At 33.9% G+C, this 23,486-nt stretch carries 18 protein-coding genes and 1 pseudogene; 3 read left to right on the top strand and 16 right to left on the bottom strand.

Annotated elements, in window-relative coordinates:
- Positions 1-286: 286 nt before the first annotated feature.
- The 11 genes from LNTAR_RS12010 to LNTAR_RS11935 all read right to left on the bottom strand — a co-directional run bounded on the left by LNTAR_RS12010 (position 287) and on the right by LNTAR_RS11935 (position 14,506).
- Positions 287-1,099 (bottom strand): hypothetical protein, encoded by an 813-nt coding sequence (locus LNTAR_RS12010; RefSeq protein WP_007278982.1) that lies wholly within the window; start codon positions 1,097-1,099, stop codon positions 287-289.
- 937 nt (positions 1,100-2,036) lie between these two features.
- A complete protein-coding gene (locus LNTAR_RS12000) occupies positions 2,037-2,684 on the bottom strand; it encodes a hypothetical protein (RefSeq protein WP_007278980.1) in 648 nt (215 codons plus the stop codon).
- A 684-nt stretch (positions 2,685-3,368) separates the two neighbouring features.
- The gene (locus LNTAR_RS11995; RefSeq protein WP_007278979.1) at positions 3,369-3,833 is read right to left on the bottom strand and encodes a hypothetical protein; all 465 of its coding nucleotides are present in this window, start codon (positions 3,831-3,833) and stop codon (positions 3,369-3,371) included.
- 3,065 nt (positions 3,834-6,898) lie between these two features.
- Positions 6,899-7,255, bottom strand: coding sequence for a hypothetical protein (locus LNTAR_RS11985; RefSeq protein WP_007278977.1), 357 nt, complete (start codon positions 7,253-7,255; stop codon positions 6,899-6,901).
- Positions 7,256-8,405: 1,150 nt separating this feature from the next.
- Entirely contained in the window at positions 8,406-9,254 is an 849-nt protein-coding gene (locus tag LNTAR_RS11975; protein ID WP_007278974.1) for a hypothetical protein, read from the bottom strand.
- A gap of 651 nt (positions 9,255-9,905) precedes the next feature.
- Entirely contained in the window at positions 9,906-10,319 is a 414-nt protein-coding gene (locus LNTAR_RS11965; RefSeq protein ID WP_007278972.1) for a hypothetical protein, read from the bottom strand.
- Positions 10,320-10,407: 88 nt separating this feature from the next.
- Entirely contained in the window at positions 10,408-10,671 is a 264-nt protein-coding gene (locus LNTAR_RS27550; protein ID WP_007278971.1) for a hypothetical protein, read from the bottom strand.
- A gap of 780 nt (positions 10,672-11,451) precedes the next feature.
- On the bottom strand, positions 11,452-11,814 hold the full coding sequence (locus LNTAR_RS11950) for a hypothetical protein (protein WP_007278969.1): 363 nt from the start codon (positions 11,812-11,814) through the stop codon (positions 11,452-11,454).
- Between the two features lie 124 nt (positions 11,815-11,938).
- Positions 11,939-12,157, bottom strand: coding sequence for a hypothetical protein (locus LNTAR_RS11945; protein ID WP_007278963.1), 219 nt, complete (start codon positions 12,155-12,157; stop codon positions 11,939-11,941).
- Positions 12,150-13,319, bottom strand: a complete 1,170-nt coding sequence (locus LNTAR_RS11940; protein ID WP_052607318.1) for an IS91 family transposase — start codon at positions 13,317-13,319, stop codon at positions 12,150-12,152. The genes LNTAR_RS11945 and LNTAR_RS11940 overlap by 8 nt, the downstream gene beginning before the upstream one ends.
- 698 nt (positions 13,320-14,017) lie before the next feature.
- On the bottom strand, positions 14,018-14,506 hold the full coding sequence (locus LNTAR_RS11935; protein WP_007278968.1) for a hypothetical protein: 489 nt from the start codon (positions 14,504-14,506) through the stop codon (positions 14,018-14,020).
- Positions 14,507-14,644: 138 nt separating this feature from the next.
- On the opposite strand from LNTAR_RS11935, the gene LNTAR_RS11930 reads away from it, so the two are divergent.
- Positions 14,645-16,096 (top strand): IS1380 family transposase, encoded by a 1,452-nt coding sequence (locus LNTAR_RS11930; RefSeq protein WP_007278967.1) that lies wholly within the window; start codon positions 14,645-14,647, stop codon positions 16,094-16,096.
- A gap of 519 nt (positions 16,097-16,615) precedes the next feature.
- On the opposite strand, the gene LNTAR_RS11925 is transcribed toward LNTAR_RS11930, so the two are convergent.
- From LNTAR_RS11925 to LNTAR_RS26650, 5 genes and pseudogenes are all read right to left on the bottom strand, one after another.
- Positions 16,616-16,927: a DUF6959 family protein gene (locus LNTAR_RS11925; protein ID WP_007278966.1), complete on the bottom strand. Its 312-nt coding sequence runs from the start codon at positions 16,925-16,927 to the stop codon at positions 16,616-16,618.
- A 74-nt stretch (positions 16,928-17,001) separates the two neighbouring features.
- Positions 17,002-17,295: a hypothetical protein gene (locus LNTAR_RS11920; protein ID WP_007278965.1), complete on the bottom strand. Its 294-nt coding sequence runs from the start codon at positions 17,293-17,295 to the stop codon at positions 17,002-17,004.
- 116 nt (positions 17,296-17,411) lie between these two features.
- Positions 17,412-17,834, bottom strand: a complete 423-nt coding sequence (locus tag LNTAR_RS11915) for a hypothetical protein (protein ID WP_007278964.1) — start codon at positions 17,832-17,834, stop codon at positions 17,412-17,414.
- Between the two features lie 123 nt (positions 17,835-17,957).
- On the bottom strand, positions 17,958-18,176 hold the full coding sequence (locus tag LNTAR_RS11910; protein WP_007278963.1) for a hypothetical protein: 219 nt from the start codon (positions 18,174-18,176) through the stop codon (positions 17,958-17,960).
- Positions 18,169-19,337, bottom strand: a pseudogene (locus tag LNTAR_RS26650) (IS91 family transposase). The gene LNTAR_RS11910 and the pseudogene LNTAR_RS26650 overlap by 8 nt, the downstream one beginning before the upstream one ends.
- Positions 19,338-19,970: 633 nt before the next feature.
- Here LNTAR_RS26650 and LNTAR_RS11900 point away from each other — a divergent pair.
- Both LNTAR_RS11900 and LNTAR_RS11895 read left to right on the top strand, forming a co-directional pair.
- Complete coding sequence (locus LNTAR_RS11900; protein ID WP_007278960.1) at positions 19,971-21,119, top strand: tyrosine-type recombinase/integrase; 1,149 nt, start codon at positions 19,971-19,973, stop codon at positions 21,117-21,119.
- 273 nt (positions 21,120-21,392) lie between these two features.
- The gene (locus tag LNTAR_RS11895; RefSeq protein WP_238527759.1) at positions 21,393-22,655 is read left to right on the top strand and encodes an integron integrase; all 1,263 of its coding nucleotides are present in this window, start codon (positions 21,393-21,395) and stop codon (positions 22,653-22,655) included.
- Positions 22,656-23,486 lie beyond the last annotated feature (831 nt).

The raw sequence follows: 23,486 nt of genomic DNA, 5'->3' as shown, positions 1-23,486 counted from the left end.
CGTAAAGTGTTTATATTCTTTAAAAATTTTCAAAAATAAGTATATGGCAACAATTATTAAAAATAGAACACATGCAACTTTTGAGGGTTGATAATAATTCTTTTCAGTAATTTGAATGAGCAACGAATCATTTGATATGATTTTTATTCCAAAAAGAATTATGCCAAATAATGTTCCTAATCCAAAATGATCTTTATCTTTTTTCATTATTATTACAGCCTAACGTCTGGATTTAGTGATACTCGAGGAACGAGAGTATTCACTGCGATCCTTGGTTCTGTATTATTTATTTAAATTTATCTCTATTTTCTTCTAAAAATTCTTTGAAACGATTTTCATCATCGTAATCCCATTGATCCCAATCCTCTAAATCGTTATAGTTTTCTGTTTCTATATATCCTTCTTCATCCACTTCCACCTTATTCATTGCATTTTTCAAAATGGTATGATTAGGTGAGTTAAGCGTTTTAAGGGTTTTTAACCCTTGTGCAACAATGTCAATATTCATGTGGTCAAGATATGTCTTGATACCGTTGGGAGGAATGTGAGAGTCCATGTGCCCTATGTCATGAGCTAACATTTGAACTGCATCAGAATTTCTGAATTTTAAGTCAGTTCTATAACTAACACCATAACAATAACCACAATCATTAAATTCTGTTTGTAGTAATTGATCAACAGATTTAATTTTTAATTTCTTTTCAGTTTTATGAGGACTAATAGCACCTGTTTTTCTTAAAACTGAAAATTTATATACATTGTGAATATTACCTTGGCTAAAAGGCCAACATATAAACTGCATAATAAAGACTGATAAAAAAGAGTTTTTTTCATCTAGAGGTATTTTATATACATTTACTCTTAAATGACCGACATAATAAAACATACCCATACTATATGCGGTAAAAATAACCCATGTCCCTAATGCAGGTAATATACCAATTGTATAACCTGTAGCCATAACTCCAAAATATGTAAGTATACCAAATAGTGTTTTAATATGCTTTACGTTGCTGTTTTGTGACCACTCTAGAGGAGTGATTAAAATCAGGAGTGTTAGTAGGTATATAAACAGTGAATAGTTGATTATGTTTTCCATTGTTTCTCTTCTTTTTTATTTTTTACAGAACGTCTAAACTGAGTTCGTACTTTCTATCTAAATTGTGACTCACAACGAAAGTATCAACTCCAGTTTCTTGTTAGGTTTTGTTCTTTTTTAGTTTAATTCCATAGATTAGAAAGATAAAACTAGCTGTGAATTGAAAGTACCCAAGTCGCTTCAATCTTCGAGAATTCTCATTTTCGGGTGCTTCAATTATTTGTCCATTTGAATCTGTAATTACATATTCTACATTTTTGTTTTCATGAGATGATAATATGATAATTCCAGAGAATAAAAAGGTAGCTGCTACCAAGAAGAATATGGATTTATTTTTCATTTTTTATGTTCAACCTAACGTCTAAACTGAGTTCGTACTTTCTATCTAAAATTTGATTCACAACGAAAGTATCAACTCCAGTTTCTGGTTAGTATTTTTTTTCTATTTCTTGTTTTTTATTTAAAACTTCAGATTCAATTTGTTCTAACAAATTCTTGGTTCAGATAATTCTAAATTCATGCATCCGCGATTTATTGGATAATCGTTTCTACCATTAAAATTTATTCTATACTAACGTCGAGGATGATCTGTACTTTCTATCTAAAATTTGACTCATAACGAAAGTATCAGATCGATCCGTTTGTTAGATCTTTTCTTTTTTACTGTTGATAATTAGACTTTTATTTCTTTTTATTTGCTGATTCCGCATCTACTTGGAATCGTATTCGATGCACAGTTTGCGTTTACTTTTGGTGAATTGCTGAGTTCGCATTTACTCAGCTTAATTCTGTGATTCCAAGAATAAAGTGAGTTGCTTTTTAAGATGCGAATTTCCATCAATTATTATAAATTTTATTCTGATCTAACGTCTAAACTGAGTTCGTACTTTCTATCTAAAATTTGATTCACAACGAAAGTATCAACTCCAGTTTCTTGTTATGTGCTTTTCTTAATATAGTCGTGTGATTCTTTGAGAGATAAGTTCAATTTTTCTTTGCATAATTTAAGAGCATTTAAAGTGTCTCCTGATTCTACTAATTGTTTAATTTCAGGATCCATTTCATTTTGTATACTAGATTTATGATCATTGGTCCAAAATTTAAGGATGTTATCTATTGTTTCTTCTGGATTATCATCTTTAAACGTAAATGTATTTTCACTTATATATTTTGCATGTTCATGCATGAACATGCCATGTTCAAAAAGGTCATTAGTTAACTTTATAACTATTGCAGGACTGTATTTAGGGTCGTTAATCTTACCTCCTGTTTGTATTTGGCCTTTGGATATGTCAGCTATTTGTTCCCAAGTGAAAAATTGTTTATTCTTACCAATATTTATTCCCTTATAATTACACGACATAAAATGATAAGGTTTTATAAAAATTTTAATTCCATTTAATATACCAAACAGACAAAATAGAAGTATGAAATTTTCTATTATAAAATAGTCTGAAATTTTTTGAATTTCACTGTTTTTTTCTATCAGTTCTCCATCGTGTGTTAATGGGCCCAAAAATATGGTTGCAACTATAATTGGAATCCAACCTCTAGTTCTATTTTCGTGTTTTATGAGTGTATACATTGTTTATTTGTTGTCACATAACGTCCAGGATGATCTGTACTTTCTATCTAAAATTTGACTCATAACGAAAGTATCAGATCGATCCGTTTGTTAGATCTTTTCTTTTTTACTGTTGATAATTAGACTTTTATTTCTTTTTATTTGCTGATTCCGCATATACTTGGAATCGTGTTCGATGCACAGTTTGCGTTTACTTTTGGTGAATTGCTGACATCGCATTTACTCAGCTTAATTCTGTGATTCCAAGAATAAAGTGAGTTACTCACTAGATGACGTATTGAGACAAAATTTATTTTAAATTTATTTTGATCTAACGTCTAAACTGAGTTCGTACTTTCTATCTAAAATTTGATTCACAACGAAAGTATCAACTCCAGTTTCTTGTTAGATCTTTTCTTTTTTACTGTTGATAATTAGATTTTTATTTCTTTTTATTTGCTGATTCCGCATATACTTGGAATCGTATTCGATGCACAGTTTGCGTTTACTTCTGGTGAATTGCTGAGTTCGCATTTACTCAGCTTAATTCTGTGATTCTAAGAATAAAGTGAGTCGCTTCTTATGATGCGAATTTCCATCAATTCTTATGAATTTTATTCTGATCTAACGACTAAACTGAGTTGTACTTTCTATCTAAAATTTGACTCATAACGAAAGTATCAACTCCAGTTTCTGGTTATACTTTTAAAATTTATTACCAATGAATAAGTGTTCATTTCTTGACTTACGATGGTTCCAAAAAAAGTTTAAATGTTGTTTTTCAAAATAATACCTTATCATTACAGCGTTACTTCTTTTATCAGTATGAGGTCCAAAAATTTTAAATAATTTCTGTTCAGAATTAATGCCTAAATTTTTCACTACATTAGGTGGGAGTCCTATAGCAACTACAGTTTGATCTTTGATTTTATAGCGACTTCCATCTTTCATGTGAATATAGTCAGATATATCCTCTTTTATGTTGTCAGAATTAATTTTTGAAATTTCATCTCCAATTTTAATTCCATTAACAGTCGCTTTTTTATAATCAAAACGTTTATCTAATAAATATGTGGGGGTTTTCATTAAATCATATTTTGAATTAGTAGTGGCATAACTACTCAGTTGAAGGATCAAAAAAGTGATTGTGGATAATAATATTTTTTTCATTTTTTCATTTTTTCCTTTTAGTATAACGTCGAGGATGATCTGTACTTTCTATCTAAAATTTGACTCATAACGAAAGTATCAGATCGATCCGTTGGTTCTGTATTGTCTTTTATTCTTTTTTTAATTGCTGATTCCGCATATACTCGGAATCGTTTTTTGAGGAATGATTTGCGTTTAAGTTTGGTGAAATGCTGATTCCGCATTTACTCAGATTAAATCTGCGTTCAGTAGAGTAGGTGATTCACTTTGATGTGATTGATTTATGTTCCGTAGTTTCTTGAAATGGTTGATTAATTATTGAGACTTTGGAGATCTGCTTTTTCAGATTCGTTTTACTCAAAACATATTTTTCATTATTCCTACAGAACGTTGAGGATTACCTGTACTAGATTGGCGTGAAAAATGCTTCGCATTTTGAGTGCCAAGCTAAAGTATCAGGTGCATCCGTTTGTTCTGTATTTTCTATTTTTCATTTCTATAAGACTACATTCTATTTGCTGATTCCGCATATACTCGGAATCGTATTTGATGCACAGTTTGCGTTTACTTCTGGTGAATTGCTGAGTTCGCATTTACTCAGCTTAATTCTGTGATTCCAAGAATAGAGTGAGTTGCTTTTTAAGATTCGCTTTGCTCTAAAATTATTTTTCATTATTCCTACAGAACGTTGAGGATGAGCTTGTACCCGTTTGGCGTGAAACATGTTTCACGTTAAGAGTTGATACCTCTAACATGTTTCATGACATACGTAGGTATCAGCTCGATCCGTTGGTTAGTGATTATCTTTCCATTATTATTCCAATTATTATGGATATGTAAATCAGTGTAGCAAACGCGAATAAGAACTTATATTCCCGTTTTTCTAGTGATCTATTAGTGACTGATGTTACGATATTAACTGGGCTTATATCAATATATTCTTTTTTGTTTTTAATAGCTTTTACAATCTTGGTAAGGTTAACGCATGATTTCACAATTATTATCAAGTATGAAATTGTAAGTATGCTACATAAAGCAATTCCGAATGAATTTTTTGATTGTATTGATTCGTAGGACATTCCTAGAACAATGGGAAAAAATGCTATACTTATGTATGCAAATGAAAAGTATCTCCAACGTTCTTTTTTGAATTCGATGTTGTTTATTTTATTATTCATATTTTTATTTCTCACTAACGTCTAAACTGAGTTCGTACTTTCTATCTAAATTGTGACTCACAACGAAAGTATCAACTCCAGTTTCTTGTTAGTATTTTTTCTTTTTCTTGTTTTTTATTTAAAAATTCTGATCATTATCGGATCATTATTTCTGATTCAATTTAGCTCTAAAATTATAGGTTCAGATAATTCTAAATTCGTGCATCCGCGATTCTGGGATAATCGTTTCTATCATCTAAATTTATTATATACTAACGTCTAAACTGAGTTCGTACTTTCTATCTAGATTGTGACTCACAACGAAAGTATCAACTCCAGTTTCTTGTTAGATCTTTTCTTTTTTAATTGTTGATAATTAGACTTATTTTTCTTTTTATTTGCTGACTTCGCATATACTTGGAATCGTATTCGATGCACAGTTTGCGTTTACTTCTGGTGAATTGCTGAGTTCGCATTTACTCAGCTTCATTCTGTGATTCCAAGAATAAAGTGACTTGCTTTGTAAGATGTGTTTTACCATCAATTCTTATGAATTTTATTCTGATCTAACGTCCAGGATGATTTGTACTTTCTATCTAAATTGTGACTCACAACGAAAGTATCAGATCGATCCGTTTGTTAGTTTTTGTCTTTTATTTCTTATTTCTATATTTATAAAATTCTATCATTTGAGATAAATAATTCAGATCTGATTTTGTTCTAAAATCATCTTGATTCAGATAATTCTAACTTCGTGCATCTGCGATTTATTTGGACTCTCATTTCTACAATTTATTTTTAATTTTATTATAAACTAACGTCTAAACTGAGTTCGTACTTTCTATCTAAATTGTGACTCACAACGAAAGTATCAACTCCAGTTTCTTGTTAGTATTTTTTCTTTTTCTTGTTTTTTATTTAAAAATTCTGATCATTATCGGATCATTATTTCTGATTCAATTTAGCTCTAAAATTATAGGTTCAGATAATTCTAAATTCGTGCATCCGCGATTCTGGGATAATCGTTTCTATCATCTAAATTTATTATATACTAACGTCTGAACTGAGTAGTACTTTCTATTTAAATTTTGACTCCAAACGAAAGTATCTACTCCAGTGATTTGTTAGTTTTTGTCTTTTATTTCTGATTTCTATATTTATAAAATTCTATCATTTGAGATAATTAATTCAGATCTGATTTTGTTCTAAAATCATCTTACTTCAGATAATTCTAACTTCGTGCATCTGCGATTTATTTGGACTCTCATTTCTACAATTTGTTTTTAATTTTATTACAAACTAACGTCTGAACTGAGTAGTACTTTCTATTTAAATTTTGACTCCAAACGAAAGTATCTACTCCAGTGATTTGTTAGTTTTTGTCTTTTATTTCTGATTTCTATATTTATAAAATTCTATCATTTGAGATAATTAATTCAGATCTGATTTTGTTCTAAAATCATCTTACTTCAGATAATTCTAACTTCGTGCATCTGCGATTTATTTGGACTCTCATTTCTACAATTTGTTTTTAATTTTATTACAAACTAACGTCTGAACTGAGTAGTACTTTCTATTTAAAATTTGACTCCAAACGAAAGTATCTACTCCAGTGATTTGTTAGATCTTTTCTCTTTGATTGTTTATAATTAGACTTTTATTTCTTTTTATTTGCGATTCCGCATATACTTGGAATCGTATTTGATGCGTAGTTTGCGCTTGCTTCTGTTGAATTGCTGAGTTCGCATTTAATCAGCTTAATTCTGTGATTCCAAGAATAAAGAGAGTCGCTAAGTAGATGACGTATTAAGATAAAATATATTTTAAATTTATTCTGATCTAACGCTGAGGGTGAGCTGTACGAGTATGGCGTGATAACATGTGTAAACATGTTTCATGACATACGAAAGTATCAGTTCGACCCGTTTGTTAGGTGTATTTCTTTTTAATTGTTTCGATTTCTGTTTTTAGAGATTTTAGTTTTTTGTATTTTCTTTCTGAATCTTTTTGTTTCTCAAAATGAATAATTAACCGTTCAATCTTTTCTATTTTCTCTTGTCCAATTTCAGTTCTACGTTTTAACCATTCTTCCGATTCAGAAATAACTTTTTCTTCTAACTCTTCCCATGCCTTGTCATCTGTTTTTTTTGGAATTCTCCATCTCCATTCTAATTCCCATAGATCTTGTTGGCAATTAGAGCATCTAAAATTAGAGTTTAATCCGTATCTAGCTTCTGCTCGTTTAGATGTTCTGCATTTAATGCATAGGTAAGTTCTATTCGACATAATTTTTGATCACCTAACGACCGAGATTAGTGAGATTTGAGCCTAAGCGAAAATCTTCACTGCAGCTCATGGTTAGTCTTTTGTTCATTTCTACATACTCCATGTGATTTTGGTAAGAGGCATGAAATATGTGAACCCAATTACGGATAAATATAATATCTCTAAACTTGTTATTATTTCATAAATCAAATCTTTCTTTTTATCGTCAAATTTAAAATGGGAAATAAGAGTAATTATAGAAAATAATATTGGTAATATAAAACCATATTTTGTTCCAACTATCGTGATATCTGGAAGAGGCTCACCTTCTAAGACTTTACTCCAAAGGAATAACATTGTTCTTCCCGTCCCAAATGTGCATATAGCAGCTATGAGACTTAGAATTGATAATGGTATGAGTTTTTTCGATTTCATTTTTTATTTGACTAACGACCTAGATCACCTGTACTCTGATGGCATGAAAAATGCTCCGCATTTTGAGTGCCAGAGGAAAGTATCAGGTGGATCTAATGGTTAGATTTTATGTTTTTAATTGCTGATAATTAGATTTATTTTGATTCAAATTCTGATTCGATCAATTGCTGATTCCGCATTTACTCGGAATCATATTTGATGCATAGTTTGCGTTTACTTCTGGTGAAATGCTGACTTCGCATTTATACAGATTAAGACTGTGTGTTATAGATTGTGTTTGAAAATATGACTCTGAGCTTAGGATGATTTGCTTTATAGATGACGTGATCAGATAAAATATATTTTTAATTTTATTACAATCTAACGTCTGAACTGAGTAGTACTTTCTATTTAAAATTTGACTCCAAACGAAAGTATCTACTCCAGTGATTTGTTAGATCTTTTCTCTTTTATTGTTGATAATTAGACTTTTATTTTTTTTTCATTTGCTGATTCCGCATATACTTGGAATCGTATTTGATGCACAATTTGCGTTCACTTTTGGTGAATTGCTGACTTCGCATTTACTCAGCTTAATTCTGTGATTCCAAGAATAAAGTGAGTCGCTAAGTAGATGACGTAATAAGATAAAATATATTTAAAATTTATTCTGATCTAACGCTGAGGATGAGCTGTGATTAAAATCGGATTGGGCTGATGAAATTCGCTATGCGAATTCATCAGTTCGATCCGTTGGTTATCTTAATTTTATTTTTAATTGCTTGTTTTCTTCAATTAATTTTATTTTAAATTTAGTTTTTTTATTGTTTCGATAAATGTATACAGTCATTAAGTTTTTATCATATTTATATGTGTGAGTACCATCATTAGGTCCAATTTCTTGACTAATGAATTTTTTCAACATTTCAGAAATTTCTTTTTGACTTTTTTGATGAAAAATAGATGTTTTTGATGTTAAATCTTCTGATGACTTTTTATCTAACACTTTTTTGAACGCTTCATAATTTCCATTATACATAGAGGCAATATAATCTTTAGTAACTTTTAAAGCTTTATTGGTATCTCTTGATAGGTTCGAGCCTTTGTTAACTTTAAAATTGCCAGTAATTACCAAAGTAATTATAGCACCCATACCAGCAGGTGATGATAAATAAATTTTGTTATCAATTTTTACTAAACTTGCTTTGAATTCATATTTTGCTTTTTTTGTATAAAAAATTGATTCATAACCCCCTAGGTTGAGTCCCTTCATTTTTTTTATTTGTATTTTATCTTCAGAAATACTGAACTCTTCATTTTTGATGTGAAACAATTCATATTTTTGATTGAAATATTTAAAATATTTTTTTTCATTACGTTCTACGTTTGACCAACTTTTTTTAAGTTCTTTTTCATCTAAGTTTTCCGATGCAGCGTAAATTTTAATTCTATATTCTTGAGGTGCTATATAATTAGTAAGTTCTAAATCACCTTTCATGATTTCTTGTAATATTTTTTCTCCAAATTTTTTAAATTCGCTTTCAAGAGATTGAGGATAAATGCTGAATGTGAATGTTAGTAAAAAGATTATTACTTTTAGTTTCATTTTTATTTCCTATTTTTAATAGATAACGCTCAGGATGAGCTGTGTAATTCTGTGGATCGAGATGATGAACTTTGCGTAGCAAAGTCATCAGTTCGATCCGTTGGTTAGACATGGTTTTATTTGTTGTGCTCATAATCATAGTGTCTGAATTTATAATGGATATGAATAGTTATAATCGTAAGTGGACAAAACACAGCTAACAATTTGAACTCTTCTTGAAAGAAGAAAATGTTCATAATAAAAGTTAGATCAGGTACAATACATGCTAGAATTGCTAAAGTCGTTACTATAGGAGCGATCCACATTATACGTGTATGTTTTTTTAGGGAACTCTTAGATTCCACTTTTTTCATAAGTGAATAATATGTCATTTTCCATATTGAGAATAAGGAATAAATCATTGTTCCCCAAAACGGTAAAACTCCTATATTTGAGGAATTCGGGTAATGAATAGCCATGTGAGTTTTGTGTATAAGACCATATGAAAGTGATACAGTTGATGGAAGTGTTATGAATATGGCTCCAAGTATAAGCCATTGTTTTTGTGTAGTAGGTTTCATTTTTTATTATTGTCTAACGTCTAAACTGAGTTGTACTTTCTATCTAAAATTTGACTCATAACGAAAGTATCAACTCCAGTTTCTGGTTAGACTATTTTTCTATTATTTTATATCCGTTTTCTTTTAAGAATTTAATGGCTTTATTTAGATCACCAAAGTAACAAAAAGGTTCATTTATTGTTACTCTTTTTCCTGTAGTTCGAATAATCATTTCAGATGATTCACCTCTTAAACTGAATGTGATATCTTTTATTTCGTTTTTTAATATTTGTTCTAATTTCTTGCCATCAGACCATGTTATTTCATTTGTGGAAATATGACCATGAGCTTTCCAAGGAACAATGAATTTATATAAACAAATTGTTGATAGAACTATCAAAAAAATAATTACATATATTTTTGAGTTACTAGTTCCATAGTGAAATACAGCAACGGCTCCCCAAAAGAATATTAATCCAATCATGAGTATGAAAGGTGTTCTTGTTGAATATTCGTTTTTAATCATATTTTGTGTATGTCTAACGACTAAACTGAGTTTGTACTTTCGTATCTAAATTGTGACTCACAACGAAAGTATCAACTCCAGTTTCTGGTTAGACTTTTTCATTTTCTTTTCTTTCTATCATTATTTGGAGAGCACTGTTGACTCCAAAAATACTAAATACAATTATACCAATTAATAGTGTGATTCCATGACTTGCATTCCATACTTTTGAACTTTCGATCATTGGTAATGTTCTAGAGTCTAATTCTCCAAATTTAATAAACCATATTGTGTCTTCCCAAAATCCTCTGATTCTATAAATGCTGGATACGATCCATACTGTGGATAAAAGTAATGTGCTTTTGTGTTTCATATTATTTATTCTAGTCTAACGTCTGGATTGAGTGATACTCGAGGTACGAGAGTATTCACTCCGATCCTTGGTTAGTGTTTTGTGTTTTAGATAATTAGTTCGTACAATTACTCCAATTATTAATCCCGTAATTGCTCCAATTATTCCGAAATATATATGAAGTAAACTCATACCTAATAAAAAACCTAAGATTGTAGATATGATATAAAACTGAAATTCGACCTTTATTCTGTTTTGTATTACCAGCTCTAGGGCTAAAGAAAAAAGAACACTTTGACAACCTACAAAGAAGTATGCAAAAATTAGTAATAGAGGAATTCCTTCTAGACGTTCAATTAGAATGATTTCTTCTCCTTCAGATATACTTGTGTAAATTCCTGAAGAAATAGTAAGAATAGTTCCAATTATGGGAATCAGAATACTGCTTAGAATAATTCTTTTATGCGGACTTTTCATTATGTGTTACACTAACGTCCAGGATGATTTGTACTTTCTATCTAAATTGTGACTCACAACGAAAGTATCAGATCGATCCGTTTGTTAGTTTTTGTCTTTTATTTCTTGTTTCTATATTTATAAAATTCTATTATTTGAGATAAATAATTCAGATCTAGTTTTGTTCTAAAATTCTCTTAATTCAGATAATTCTAAATTCGTGCATCTGCGATTTATTTGGACTCTCATTTCTACAATTTATTTTTAATTTTATTACAAACTAACGTTGAGGATGAGCTGTGAATTAACTACGGATCGGATTGATGTCCATGCGTAGCATGGTCATCAGTTCGATCCGTTGGTTAGAACTTTTTCTTTCTCAATTTCTTTTGTTTTCTTTTTAATTCTTTCATCAATCATATAACCAATAAATTTATCTCCAGACTGCTCTTCCCAACTAATCTTTAAAGATTCATCAATTGACTCAATTACTGGTTGTACGTTTTGTTTTTTTAATTCTTCCGAAATTTTATAAAATGCTTTAATTGAAGCACTGTGTTGATAACCATGATGAACTGTATTTTGCATATTCAGCAAATAAATAGAAATAAATAATGCGGATACCGCAATTAATGAAGCGTTTCGTTTTTTGTTATAAATAGAGATTAATGCAATGATAAAGAATATTGTTGGGATAATTATCGTCATTGTATATTCCTGTTCTAACGTTCGAGTTGAGCTGTGTTCGAGCCTAAGCGAGAACCTCAGTTCCAACGATTTGTTGTACTTTATTTCAATTATTGATGATCCCATATTTCCTTTCCCTATGGTGCTAAACTAACTGTTTTTGTTTTGTTGAACAAGTTAATATGGGTGTAGTTGATGCTGTGATCAGGTGCTTTTTACTGTCTAGGCGGGCTTCGAAACTATGTGGCTCTAAATTTTCATCTATTAGAGGCTTCATTACCTTATAAAGAGCTCTTTTTATCGACTTCGGCATCAAGTACTTCTTGTCAGGGATTGTTGACTCTCTGATTCGTTTCTTATGCATGTAACCTTCTCCCCTGATAGTGAAAGAGTATTGGAGGAGGTCTCTCATTCTGGATATCCTGGCCGCGTTTAAAATCACTGTAGCCACAGCAATCACAGACTTTGGGTTGCCAAGCATCTTCTTTGAATCGTTCGCTACCGGTGAATTCTTTGAGTAGTTCAGCAAAGAGTATCTTACAGTATTCCTTACTTGTGGTTCGTTGAGCTCCTGCAAAAAGGCCATAAAACCTTGATCTTCGAAATCCTTTGGGTAGTACATGCTGCATAAATCTTCTGATGAATTCCTGAGGTTTCATTCTGATATCTTTATGTCGAGGAATTCCTTTCTCGTCCAAATCTTTATAATCTTTGATATCAAAACTTATGAATGAATTTTCAACTGCTGTAATTCTACCATTAGCGATGGCACTTCGATAAACATAACGACTCAAGTATTCGACAACAACTTCAGCACCTGAAAAGGGTTTTTGAATATTCACGACCCAGGGTTTCTCTTCGATGATTTTATATATTTCAGGGAAGCCTTGCGCATTCACTAACTTCTTATGTTTGTTGAGATTTTTGAGTTTTCGGAGAAACCTTTTTTTGAATTCTTCTGAGGCTTCAAAAACGTCAAATAAGTAGTCGTTTCTTCCAGCTTTCCATGTCCCATCTTTTTTCATTCCCCCACTTGTGACCAGAATATGTACATGAGGGTGGAGACATAAATCTTGACCCCAAGTATGAAGTGTGGCGATAATTGCGGGAGTCGCATCATGATATTTTTGACTCAGATAAAGCAGTGTGTCTGCGGCAGTTCTGAAGAGTAAGTTATAAATCTCTCTTTGGTTAAATCTTGCTATCGGGTTCAGATCATGAGGCAGGGTGAAAATACTATGGAAATAAGATACGGGTAATAATTCATCTAATCGGTCTTTTAACCATCTTCTTCGGCGTATACCCTGACACATTGGACAGTTGGTGTTTCCGCATGAATTATAGACTGGCCGTTCATTTCCGCATTTACAGCATATTTCCTTATGTCCTCCAAGGTAGGCAGTTCGGCACATAGCTATATCTTGTAATGTTTTTCGTTGCTCTTTTTGCAATCCGTGTGTGGCTTCGTAAGCTTGACCAAATCGTCGAAAAACCTCTCCTACACTATGCTCTGTCCTTTGTTTCATACCTTTTACCTACCTTATTTAGGTAAATAATACATGTGAGCTTAGCTTACAATTCTTAGTATGTTTTTTTAATTGTTTTTTAGTACAACGTCGAGGATGATCTGTACTTTCTATCTAAAATTTGACTCATAACGAAAGTATCAGATCGATCCGTTTGTTAGATCTTTTCTTTTTTACTGTTGATAATTAGACTTTTATTTCTTTTTATTTGCTGATTCCGCATATACTTGGAATCGTGTTCGATGCACAGTTTGCGTTTACTTTTGGTGAATTGCTGACATCGCATTTACTCAGCTTAATTCTGTGATTCCAAGAATAAAGTGAGTCGCTTTTTAAGATGCGAATTTCTATCAATTCTTATGAATTTTATTCTGATCTAACGTCGAGGATGATCTGTGCTTTCTATCTAAAATTTGACTCATAACGAAAGTATCAGATCGATCCGTTTGTTAGATCTTTTCTTTTTTACTGTTGATAATTAGATTTTTATTTCTTTTTATTTGCTGATTCCGCATCTACTTGGAATCGTATTCGATGCACAGTTTGCGTTGAATTCTGGTGAATTGCTGAGTTCGCATTTACTCAGCTTAATTCTGTGATTCCAAGAATAAAGTGAGTCGCTAAGTAGATGATGTAATAAGATAAAATATATTTTAAATTTATTCTGATCTAACGACTAGAATGAGGGAGATCGAGCCTTAGCGAAGATCTTCCTTCGATTCACTTGTTCGATTTAGTTTGTATATAGGATAGCTTGCAATTATAAAGCTTAGATTGACTATAAATAAAATAATAGTCATTTGATTAAGTTCCTTTGGTCGTTCAGAATACATGTTTTGCATCAATGACACTTCGTTAATAGCAAAAGAAAAAATAATTGTAACTAGGTACAAAATAAATACTAAAATTTGAGTTAGATAAAAATACCAAAATAACTTAGAGATTTTTATGTTTGTTCGAGAAATTAATGAAAATAAACTCATGCAGATAACAAACGGCGTGATGGTGTAGAAAAATAAAGGTTGATTTTGTTCGAAAAAAACAAGTACAAATTCCGTTAATCCTGCATTTGGGTTACCACTATTATAGTTATGTGTTAATGGGTTTGCTAAAATAGATCCAATTAGCCCTATACTTAAATAAATACATATCGTTAATGCACAGATTAATGTTTGTAAGTTTTTCATTTTATTATCGAACGTCCTAGATCACCTGTGCTCGAGGTACGAGAGTATCAGGTGCATCTAATGGTTAGATCTCTTCTTTTTTACTGTTGATAATAATACTAATTTTTCTTTTTTACTGTTGCCTAAGAAGTACGAATTGTGTATAAAAGCTTCACTGGGTGGGTGAAAAGTGGAGTTTGGGTTAAATTAGCTTCGACCAAAAAACCTCAACCCAAAAACCACGTACTTACGATGCCCAAGAAAATCAAAAAAACTAGAAAATCCAAGAAAGAATGTCGAAGAAAAATCAAAAAAATTGGAATCACCACAAACTGCTTAAGTTCTCAAGCAGGATTAGCACCTTTTGTTAATTTCATTAATGGCACAGGTATTTGTGATGAGCTCGCACAGGTATTTAAAGATCTAAGAAAAAGCAAGAAAGGCATAGAGCTTGAAGAAGCTTTTTTACAGCTTGTACTCTTTTTTGCGGACGGTCGTGAAAGTAGTTTAAACACCTTTGATACGCTGAAGGAAAACGAAGCTTGGCAAAAACTTTTAGGCTGTGAAGTTGCTCTAGGTACGGCTGCATTAAAAAGAATCCTTCACAAAGCTTATACAGTAGATGTTGAGATGATTCGTCCTTTAATCCGCAGGGTTTTTCTTAGTGCGCTCAAAGCTAAAAATCCGAATAAAGTCATTCTCTTTCTAGACTCCAGTGTCTACGATAACGACGGCGCTAAATGCCGCGCGGGAGTAAAATGTACCTACAAGAAAAAAGAAGGCTATCACCCAATCAACCTCATATGGGACGGCATGTATATCGATACTTATTTCCAATCAGGTCATTGCTCAACAAATCACGATGGGGTTGCTATTGAGATGTTACAAGAAATCGTACCAATGATTCGTGAAAATCTTGGAGAAGACATTCAGTCATCGTCGAATGGATGGTGGTTATTACGATCAAAAGATTTTGCTGCTTGCGACGCGCTTAAAATCAACTTTATTTGTGCAGGGAAACGCTATTCAGATCACAAGATTCATGCCAATACAAAACTCGAAAACTTCGATGGCGTCTATCGTAAAAAAGCTTGTACTTGGCATTACCTTACTTTTCAAGAACGTCGTAAATCTTGGCCCAAAGAGATGGCGTATCGAGCTTTGTTTTTACGGCCTACAGAAGAGAATGGCGAAGCTTTATTAGGTTTAGAAAGTCGTATTATCCTTACAAATCTTGACGTAAAATCTTGCTCCGATCAAGAAATAATTGATTATGATCATTCCCGCGGAGCTGATGAACTCACTCACCGTGCAGCTAAAGATTTCGCAAGTGAGAGGATGCCATGTCTCGACTTTCACGCTAACTCCCTTTGGTACTCAATGGGTATTGTATCCTTCAATCTCTTTCAGATTTTCAAACGCAACATTGCGGGTTTTTCTTGGAACTGCTACCCCACTACGGTACGTCGTAAACTTTTTGATTTAGCAGGAAAAATCATTAATAAAGGACGCTCATTGACACTCAAAATTACCCCATGGAAAATGAGGGAGTTGAAATTTGATCAAATATGGGAGAAATCACTTACGCCTTGGGTTCTTCCTGTTCTTTAGTTGCTGAATATACATTTTAAAAACGGGTGCTTTTCAATAAGCGCCAGGATCCTCACGCCCAAATAATGGATGAAATACACAGAAATCACAATCTGAAGATCGAAAAACTCCATAAACTGATCTCTGGAGCAATGGAGTCAAATTGATAAACGAGATGGACTTCAAGGAGAAAAATCATCCCTTTTGTAATGCCTAAAATAGTCTATACACGCGTATCACGACCTTTGGGAAATAAAATCGTACGATTTAGGTGTTGATAATAATACTAATTTTTCTTTTTTATTGCTGATTCCGCATATACTTGGAATCGTATTTGATGCACAGTTTGCGTTCACTTTTGGTGAATTGCTGAGTTCGCATTTATTCAGCTTAATTCTGTGATTCCAAGAATAAAGTGAGTTGCTTTTTAAGATGCGAATTTCCATCAATTCTTATAAATTTTATTCTGATCTAACGATTTAAATGAGGGAGATTTGAGTGAAACGAAAATCTTCCTTCGATTTGTTGGTTCTGCTTTTTCTATTCCCAGTAATGTTTATAATCTTTTGTCGTTTTATTGAATGATTTAGAATAGGGTAATTCAATTGATGATTCATCTAGAGACTTTTCATATTGATTTAAATAACCTTCAATCAATTCAGCTTGTTCTAGAATAATTAAAAATTCTTCTTTTGAAATTTTACCTTCTGTTTGTTCAAGAACTTTCATCAAGTTAGAATAAATAATATTTAGACTATCACCCTGAAGAACTATTCCAGGGAATTTTCTATCTGGCATTTGAACTACAGAACAGTTCGTTTGATTATTTATTATTGCTGCTGATTTATTCATATTTTATTTATGCAGAACGTCTAAGCTGAGGGAGATTTGAGCCTTAGCGAAAATCTTCCTTCCGGCTTTTGGTTCTACATTTTCGTTTCTTTATTTCTAATTTCTTCTATTCGTTTATTCATCTTTTTAATTGAGATAGGGAGCAAGATTGAATAGGGAATCCATATCAAATGATTATATGGCTTTGGTAAATAAAACAAGAGTCCTAAAAAGGCTAAAACACCAAATGTAAAGACAACACTAGATTTAATAACATACTGTCGTTCATCTTCTGATTTACTCTGGCTTATACTGCAATAGACACCAATAAATGATCCTAATAAGCCAATTATTGCTCCAGCAATTGCACCAATAGTTCCTGTGTCCATTATCAAATTCTATCCTTTATTTTATTCATGTAGAACGACCTAAATGAGCTGTATTTTCTATTTAAAATTTGATTCAAAACGAAAATATCAGTTCGATTTTTTGGTTAGACTTTGTGTTATATTTCTGTTTTCAATTTTTTGATTTTTCGTTTATTCATCTCAAGAGCTTTTAGAAGAGTTTGTTCGTAATCTAGACAGTTCTCCAATTCACCAATAGGATCATCACTAATTATACATTCATCTCCTGTATCATAAAAATTATCTAAATATTGTTCAGGCTCTAAATCTGAGTTTCTTTTGGTTGAATAGACTGACTTACCTTCGCCATATTTTTCATCTAGTTTATGTGAGACACAATATTTTATATATTCACTATTAGATTTTTTCGCATATTGTGTGGCTTCTTCCTCAGCTAGTTTAATTGCTTCATCCATATCTTTTGTGTGCCAAAGCGTTATCCGTTCTTCATACCTGTAAAGGTATTCAGAGTCTTCGGGTTCATATACAAAAATGCATTTTATTGAGTAATATTTTTTCATTTTTTATTCTAGTCTAACGTTCGAGTTGAGCTGTGTTCGAGCCTAAGCGAGAACCTCAGTTCCAACGATTTGTTGTACTTTATTTCAATTATTGATGATCCCATATTTCCTTTCCCTATGGTGCTAAACTAACTGTTTTTGTTTTGTTGAACAAGTTAATATGGGTGTAGTTGATGCTGTGATCAGGTGCTTTTTACTGTCTAGGCGGGCTTCGAAACTATGTGGCTCTAAATTTTCATCTATTAGAGGCTTCATTACCTTATAAAGAGCTCTTTTTATCGACTTCGGCATCAAGTACTTCTTGTCAGGGATTGTTGACTCTCTGATTCGTTTCTTATGCATGTAACCTTCTCCCCTGATAGTGAAAGAGTATTGGAGGAGGTCTCTCATTCTGGATATCCTGGCCGCGTTTAAAATCACTGTAGCCACAGCAATCACAGACTTTGGGTTGCCAAGCATCTTCTTTGAATCGTTCGCTACCGGTGAATTCTTTGAGTAGTTCAGCAAAGAGTATCTTACAGTATTCCTTACTTGTGGTTCGTTGAGCTCCTGCAAAAAGGCCATAAAACCTTGATCTTCGAAATCCTTTGGGTAGTACATGCTGCATAAATCTTCTGATGAATTCCTGAGGTTTCATTCTGATATCTTTATGTCGAGGAATTCCTTTCTCGTCCAAATCTTTATAATCTTTGATATCAAAACTTATGAATGAATTTTCAACTGCTGTAATTCTACCATTAGCGATGGCACTTCGATAAACATAACGACTCAAGTATTCGACAACAACTTCAGCACCTGAAAAGGGTTTTTGAATATTCACGACCCAGGGTTTCTCTTCGATGATTTTATATATTTCAGGGAAGCCTTGCGCATTCACTAACTTCTTATGTTTGTTGAGATTTTTGAGTTTTCGGAGAAACCTTTTTTTGAATTCTTCTGAGGCTTCAAAAACGTCAAATAAGTAGTCGTTTCTTCCAGCTTTCCATGTCCCATCTTTTTTCATTCCCCCACTTGTGACCAGAATATGTACATGAGGGTGGAGACATAAATCTTGACCCCAAGTATGAAGTGTGGCGATAATTGCGGGAGTCGCATCATGATATTTTTGACTCAGATAAAGCAGTGTGTCTGCGGCAGTTCTGAAGAGTAAGTTATAAATCTCTCTTTGGTTAAATCTTGCTATCGGGTTCAGATCATGAGGCAGGGTGAAAATACTATGGAAATAAGATACGGGTAATAATTCATCTAATCGGTCTTTTAACCATCTTCTTCGGCGTATACCCTGACACATTGGACAGTTGGTGTTTCCGCATGAATTATAGACTGGCCGTTCATTTCCGCATTTACAGCATATTTCCTTATGTCCTCCAAGGTAGGCAGTTCGGCACATAGCTATATCTTGTAATGTTTTTCGTTGCTCTTTTTGCAATCCGTGTGTGGCTTCGTAAGCTTGACCAAATCGTCGAAAACCTCTCCTACACTATGCTCTGTCCTTTGTTTCATACCTTTTACCTACCTTATTTAGGTAAATAATACATGTGAGCTTAGCTTACAATTCTTAGTATGTTTTTTTAATTGTTTTTTAGTACAACATTGTTATTATCGACCAGTGGTCGTAAATGACTGTTTTTTGCTGGGATTTGGTGTTTTGGGGCGGTTTTTTGAAAAAGGGGTCATTTTCGGACTAGGGTTTTTGGGCGATATGTGGATGATGTTGGGCTTGATGTTTTTAGTTGAATTTGTTGTGGTAGTTGAGTTGGGCAAGGCAGGCTCCGCATCACAAATGCCGTGGGCATGAGTGTAAAAAGTAAGTATTTTATCTGTGCTTATGAAAACTCCTCTCCAGTTTTAATGTGATTTAGTTTAGTATTGCGCTGTAAATCTTTCAAGTGAAAGCGCAGTTCAAGAAGGTGGATTTATGTAAATGATAACTTTTTAGGATAATTATCGGACATGTCCGATAATTATCCTAAATGGTTAGCACTTACTTGTCCGAAATTTGACCAAAAATGGTAAAAAGCTTGTTTTGTGAATTTTAAAGGACTAAATTTTTACGGATTTTGAGCTTGGAAATGGATAAAAGGCAAAATAGCGGACATCTCCGATATTTTGCCTAAAAAAATAGAGTGAGGAAAGGTGGAAGGGTTTAAAAAGTATTTGGGGTCAATTGGATTGACGACACAGCAGGCGGGTTATTACCTTGCTTGGGTGAGGCAGTATGCGCAATTTTGCGATGACCGCCAATTGGATTATTGGGCGGAGGAAAGTCTTCAGAATTATCTTTTAGAGAATGGGCGTTTGAATGCCAATTGGAAAGTGGTTCAATCAGAAGATGCCATTCGTCAATATATGTATTGGCGAAAGGGAAAGAAAGAAATACTCTTTGAAAATTTGCTTAGTAAATTTAAAGAAGTTTTACAGGGTGATGCTAAGTCAGAAAAAACAAAATGTCTCTATTCAGCTTGGATAAATAAATTTTTAAAGTGGAGTGACAGGGAGAAAGGTTGGGGGATTGATGATTTTAGGGCTTATGTCAATAAAATTGTGTTAGAAGATCAAGTGTCAGTAAATACTCAAAATCAGGCAATCACATCCTTAAATTACTTTTATGAAAAAGTTTTGTTTATTAGTGTGGGAGAAGAAAGCAAAGCTTTGCGCGCACGCAAGAAAACTCGGCTGCCAATGATTATGAGTCGAGAAATGATCAGTGAAATTTTTAGTCGATTAAATGGTGTAGAATTCGTCATGGTTAAAATGCTTTATGGTTGTGGGCTTAGGAGTGGAGAGTTATACAAACTTCGTGTGGGTGATATAGACTTTAGTGAAGAAGTTATACGAGTTGTGGATGGTTCAGGGAAAGTGAAGCGCGTTAATTTTCTTCCAATTATTTTGCACAAAGAACTCAAAAATCATCTCAAATGGGTCAAGGAACTTTATGAGAATGATTATAAATTGGGGGTTGCGGATGATTGGTCGACTTACTATTTATTTCCAGCGTTAGATCTACATCGTAATCAACAAGGTTTGAAGCTGCAGCGGAAGTGTTTTAGTGATCGAATTTTGCGACGGAAATTCAGTCAAGTTCTCGATGAGATGGGGCACAAGGGAGTTTTTAAATTAGCCTCGTTTCGAGATAGTTTTGCGGTGCACTATTTGGAAGGTGGGGGAGATATACGTACGTTACAGAAATTATTAGGACATCAAAAAGTGGGGCAAACCATGATCTATAATGATTTAACGCAGCTCAATAAACGGAGGATTCGTAGTCCTTTAGATAATTTATAAAGTGAAGTTTTTTTGAAGGAGCTGCCGAGCAGGAGCTCAGCGATCCCAGGGAAGAGTTGAGTCGGGAGTTTAGGGACGCTGTCCCCATCCCTGCGAGGCTTGCCAGCCATCGACGGGCAGAAGGGAAAGGGTAATTTGAATGTGAGTTGTCAGCAGTGTGTTGAGTCGGTTTGTAGGGGAGCTTAGCTTAACAGCGGGTTGCGTTTGCCACCGCGGGCGGAAATGTTTTTTTGATTGAGTGATTTGAAATTAAATGGAAAGGTATGGAGATGAATGATGGCAAAAATGAAGGATTTTGAGGCCTATTTAAAGGGTCAGCGGGTAAAGGAAAAGGAGCTCAAGTATTATTGTCATTGGGTAGAGGATTTTGCTAGGTTTTGTAAGTCTAAAAATATCGAGCCCTGGCAGAGTGAATCTTTGACAGGGTATGAAACTCGTTTGCGATCATCGCATGAAGATTGGCAAGTTGAACAAGCGGGCAAAGCCGTGAGGCATTATATTTATTGGCGTCGAAAAACTGATGTGTCGGTACCTCAAGCTAGACAAGTGAGTGGGGCAGACGATCAAGCTTTGGCAGAACTCATTGCTAAATTAGTTGAAGTGATGCGTTTGCAGAGAAAGAGTTACAAGACTGAGCAGGCTTATTGCAGCTGGATTCAACGTTACTTGGTTTTCGTGAAAGGCGAAGAATTAAGTGGCGAGAATGTGAGTCGTTTTGTGAGTCATTTGGCGGTTGAAAAAAATGTGGCGTCTTCTACTCAAAACCAAGCTTTCAATGCTTTAGTATTTTTCTTTCGTTATGTTTTAGAAAAAGAAGTGGGAGATTTGTCGCAGACTCTAAGAGCAATACGAAAGAGCAAGTTGCCATTAGTCCTCACTCGCGAAGAAGTTTGTAAGATCATGGCAAAGATGGAAGGGGTGCCTTTGTTGATGGTTCGATTGATTTATGGGGGTGGTTTACGGCATAGTGAGGCCTATCGCATGCGTGTGAAGGATGTGGATATGGAACGCATGTGCTTAACGGTAAAAAGTGGCAAGGGCGATAAGGATCGTGAAGTTCCCCTAGGAGAAAGTCTGGTAGAAGAGTTACATGAACATTTAAAGAAAATACGAGAGATCTATGATGAGGATCGTTCGAATGGGGTAGAGGGCTGCTATTTACCTGGGGCACTAGAGAATAAATATCCCAATGCGGGGAAAGAGTGGGGCTGGTTTTGGCTTTTTCCTGCCAATGTTTTATCCAATGACCCACGAGCCAATAAAATTCGCCGGCATCATGTGTTGTCGTCTTATTTAAGTGGGCCATATAAGCAGGCTCTGCGAGCGGCAGGGATTGCGAAGGTCGCAACAATTCATACCCTACGCCATAGCTTTGCGACTCATGTGCTAGAGGATGGTTATGATATAAGAACCTTGCAGGAGTTAATGGGGCACAATGATGTGAATACAACGCAAATTTATACGCATGTCATGGGCAAGCATAAATCCAACGTGACAAGTCCCCTAGATAAGTTGCGTTTGCCTCCACCGAAATAAGGGGGGAGAGGGGCAGTAAGGGAAAGGATAATTATGAATGGTCAGAATTGAAATGGGATGAGTTTAAGAGCTTCGCTTAACAGCGGGTTGCGGCTGCCACCGCGGGCGGAAAAGGGTAATTTTGAATGTTGAATTATAAATTTTGAATTGTTTACCTCTGCGCGCTCTATGGTGAATAGTTTCTTAAACTAAATACGGAACAAAAACTTCGTGTCTTGGCGTCTTCGCGAGAGAGTCCTAGAGACAATTCCATGTTCTAATCCGACAACAAAATGGATATAATATTTCACGTCAAGATGCTAAGGCGCCAAGAAAGACATGCCGAGCAGTTTTGAATTGCGTTGTCCGCAAAGATGGAATGAGTCTAAGGGCTTCGCTTAACAGCGGGTTGCGGCTGCCACCGCGGGCGGAAGAGGTTGAGGAAGTTTATTCTGGAGTTGATGCCGAGCAGGAGCTCAGCGATCCCATAAAAGAATTGAGTCGGAAGTGTAGGGACGCTGTCCCCATCCCTTCGAGGTTTGCTAGCCATCGACGAGCGGAAGGGCAATCTTGAGTTTTGCAAGCTTTTTTTTGAACAAAAAAGCACTCACATTTCTGTAAGTGCTTGATTGTCAAAGTCGGAACGACAGGATTTGAACCTGCGACACCATGTCCCCCAGACAATCATCTAAGCAAGAAAATGATCCCTTTTTGGGTAGTTTTGAAACCTTTTTGGCTGTTTTTTGACATGTTGATTAATTTTAAATGATTAGAGAATTTCAAGGGTGAGTTAGTCAAGGTTTTATTGTTAAAGCTTATCTATTTGCTGAAAGGGGTTTTCTAAAATGATCC

This window comes from Lentisphaera araneosa HTCC2155 (assembly GCF_000170755.1).
Taxonomy (GTDB): Bacteria; Verrucomicrobiota; Lentisphaeria; order Lentisphaerales; family Lentisphaeraceae; genus Lentisphaera; species Lentisphaera araneosa.
This window is presented reverse-complemented; position numbering and strand designations above follow the sequence as displayed.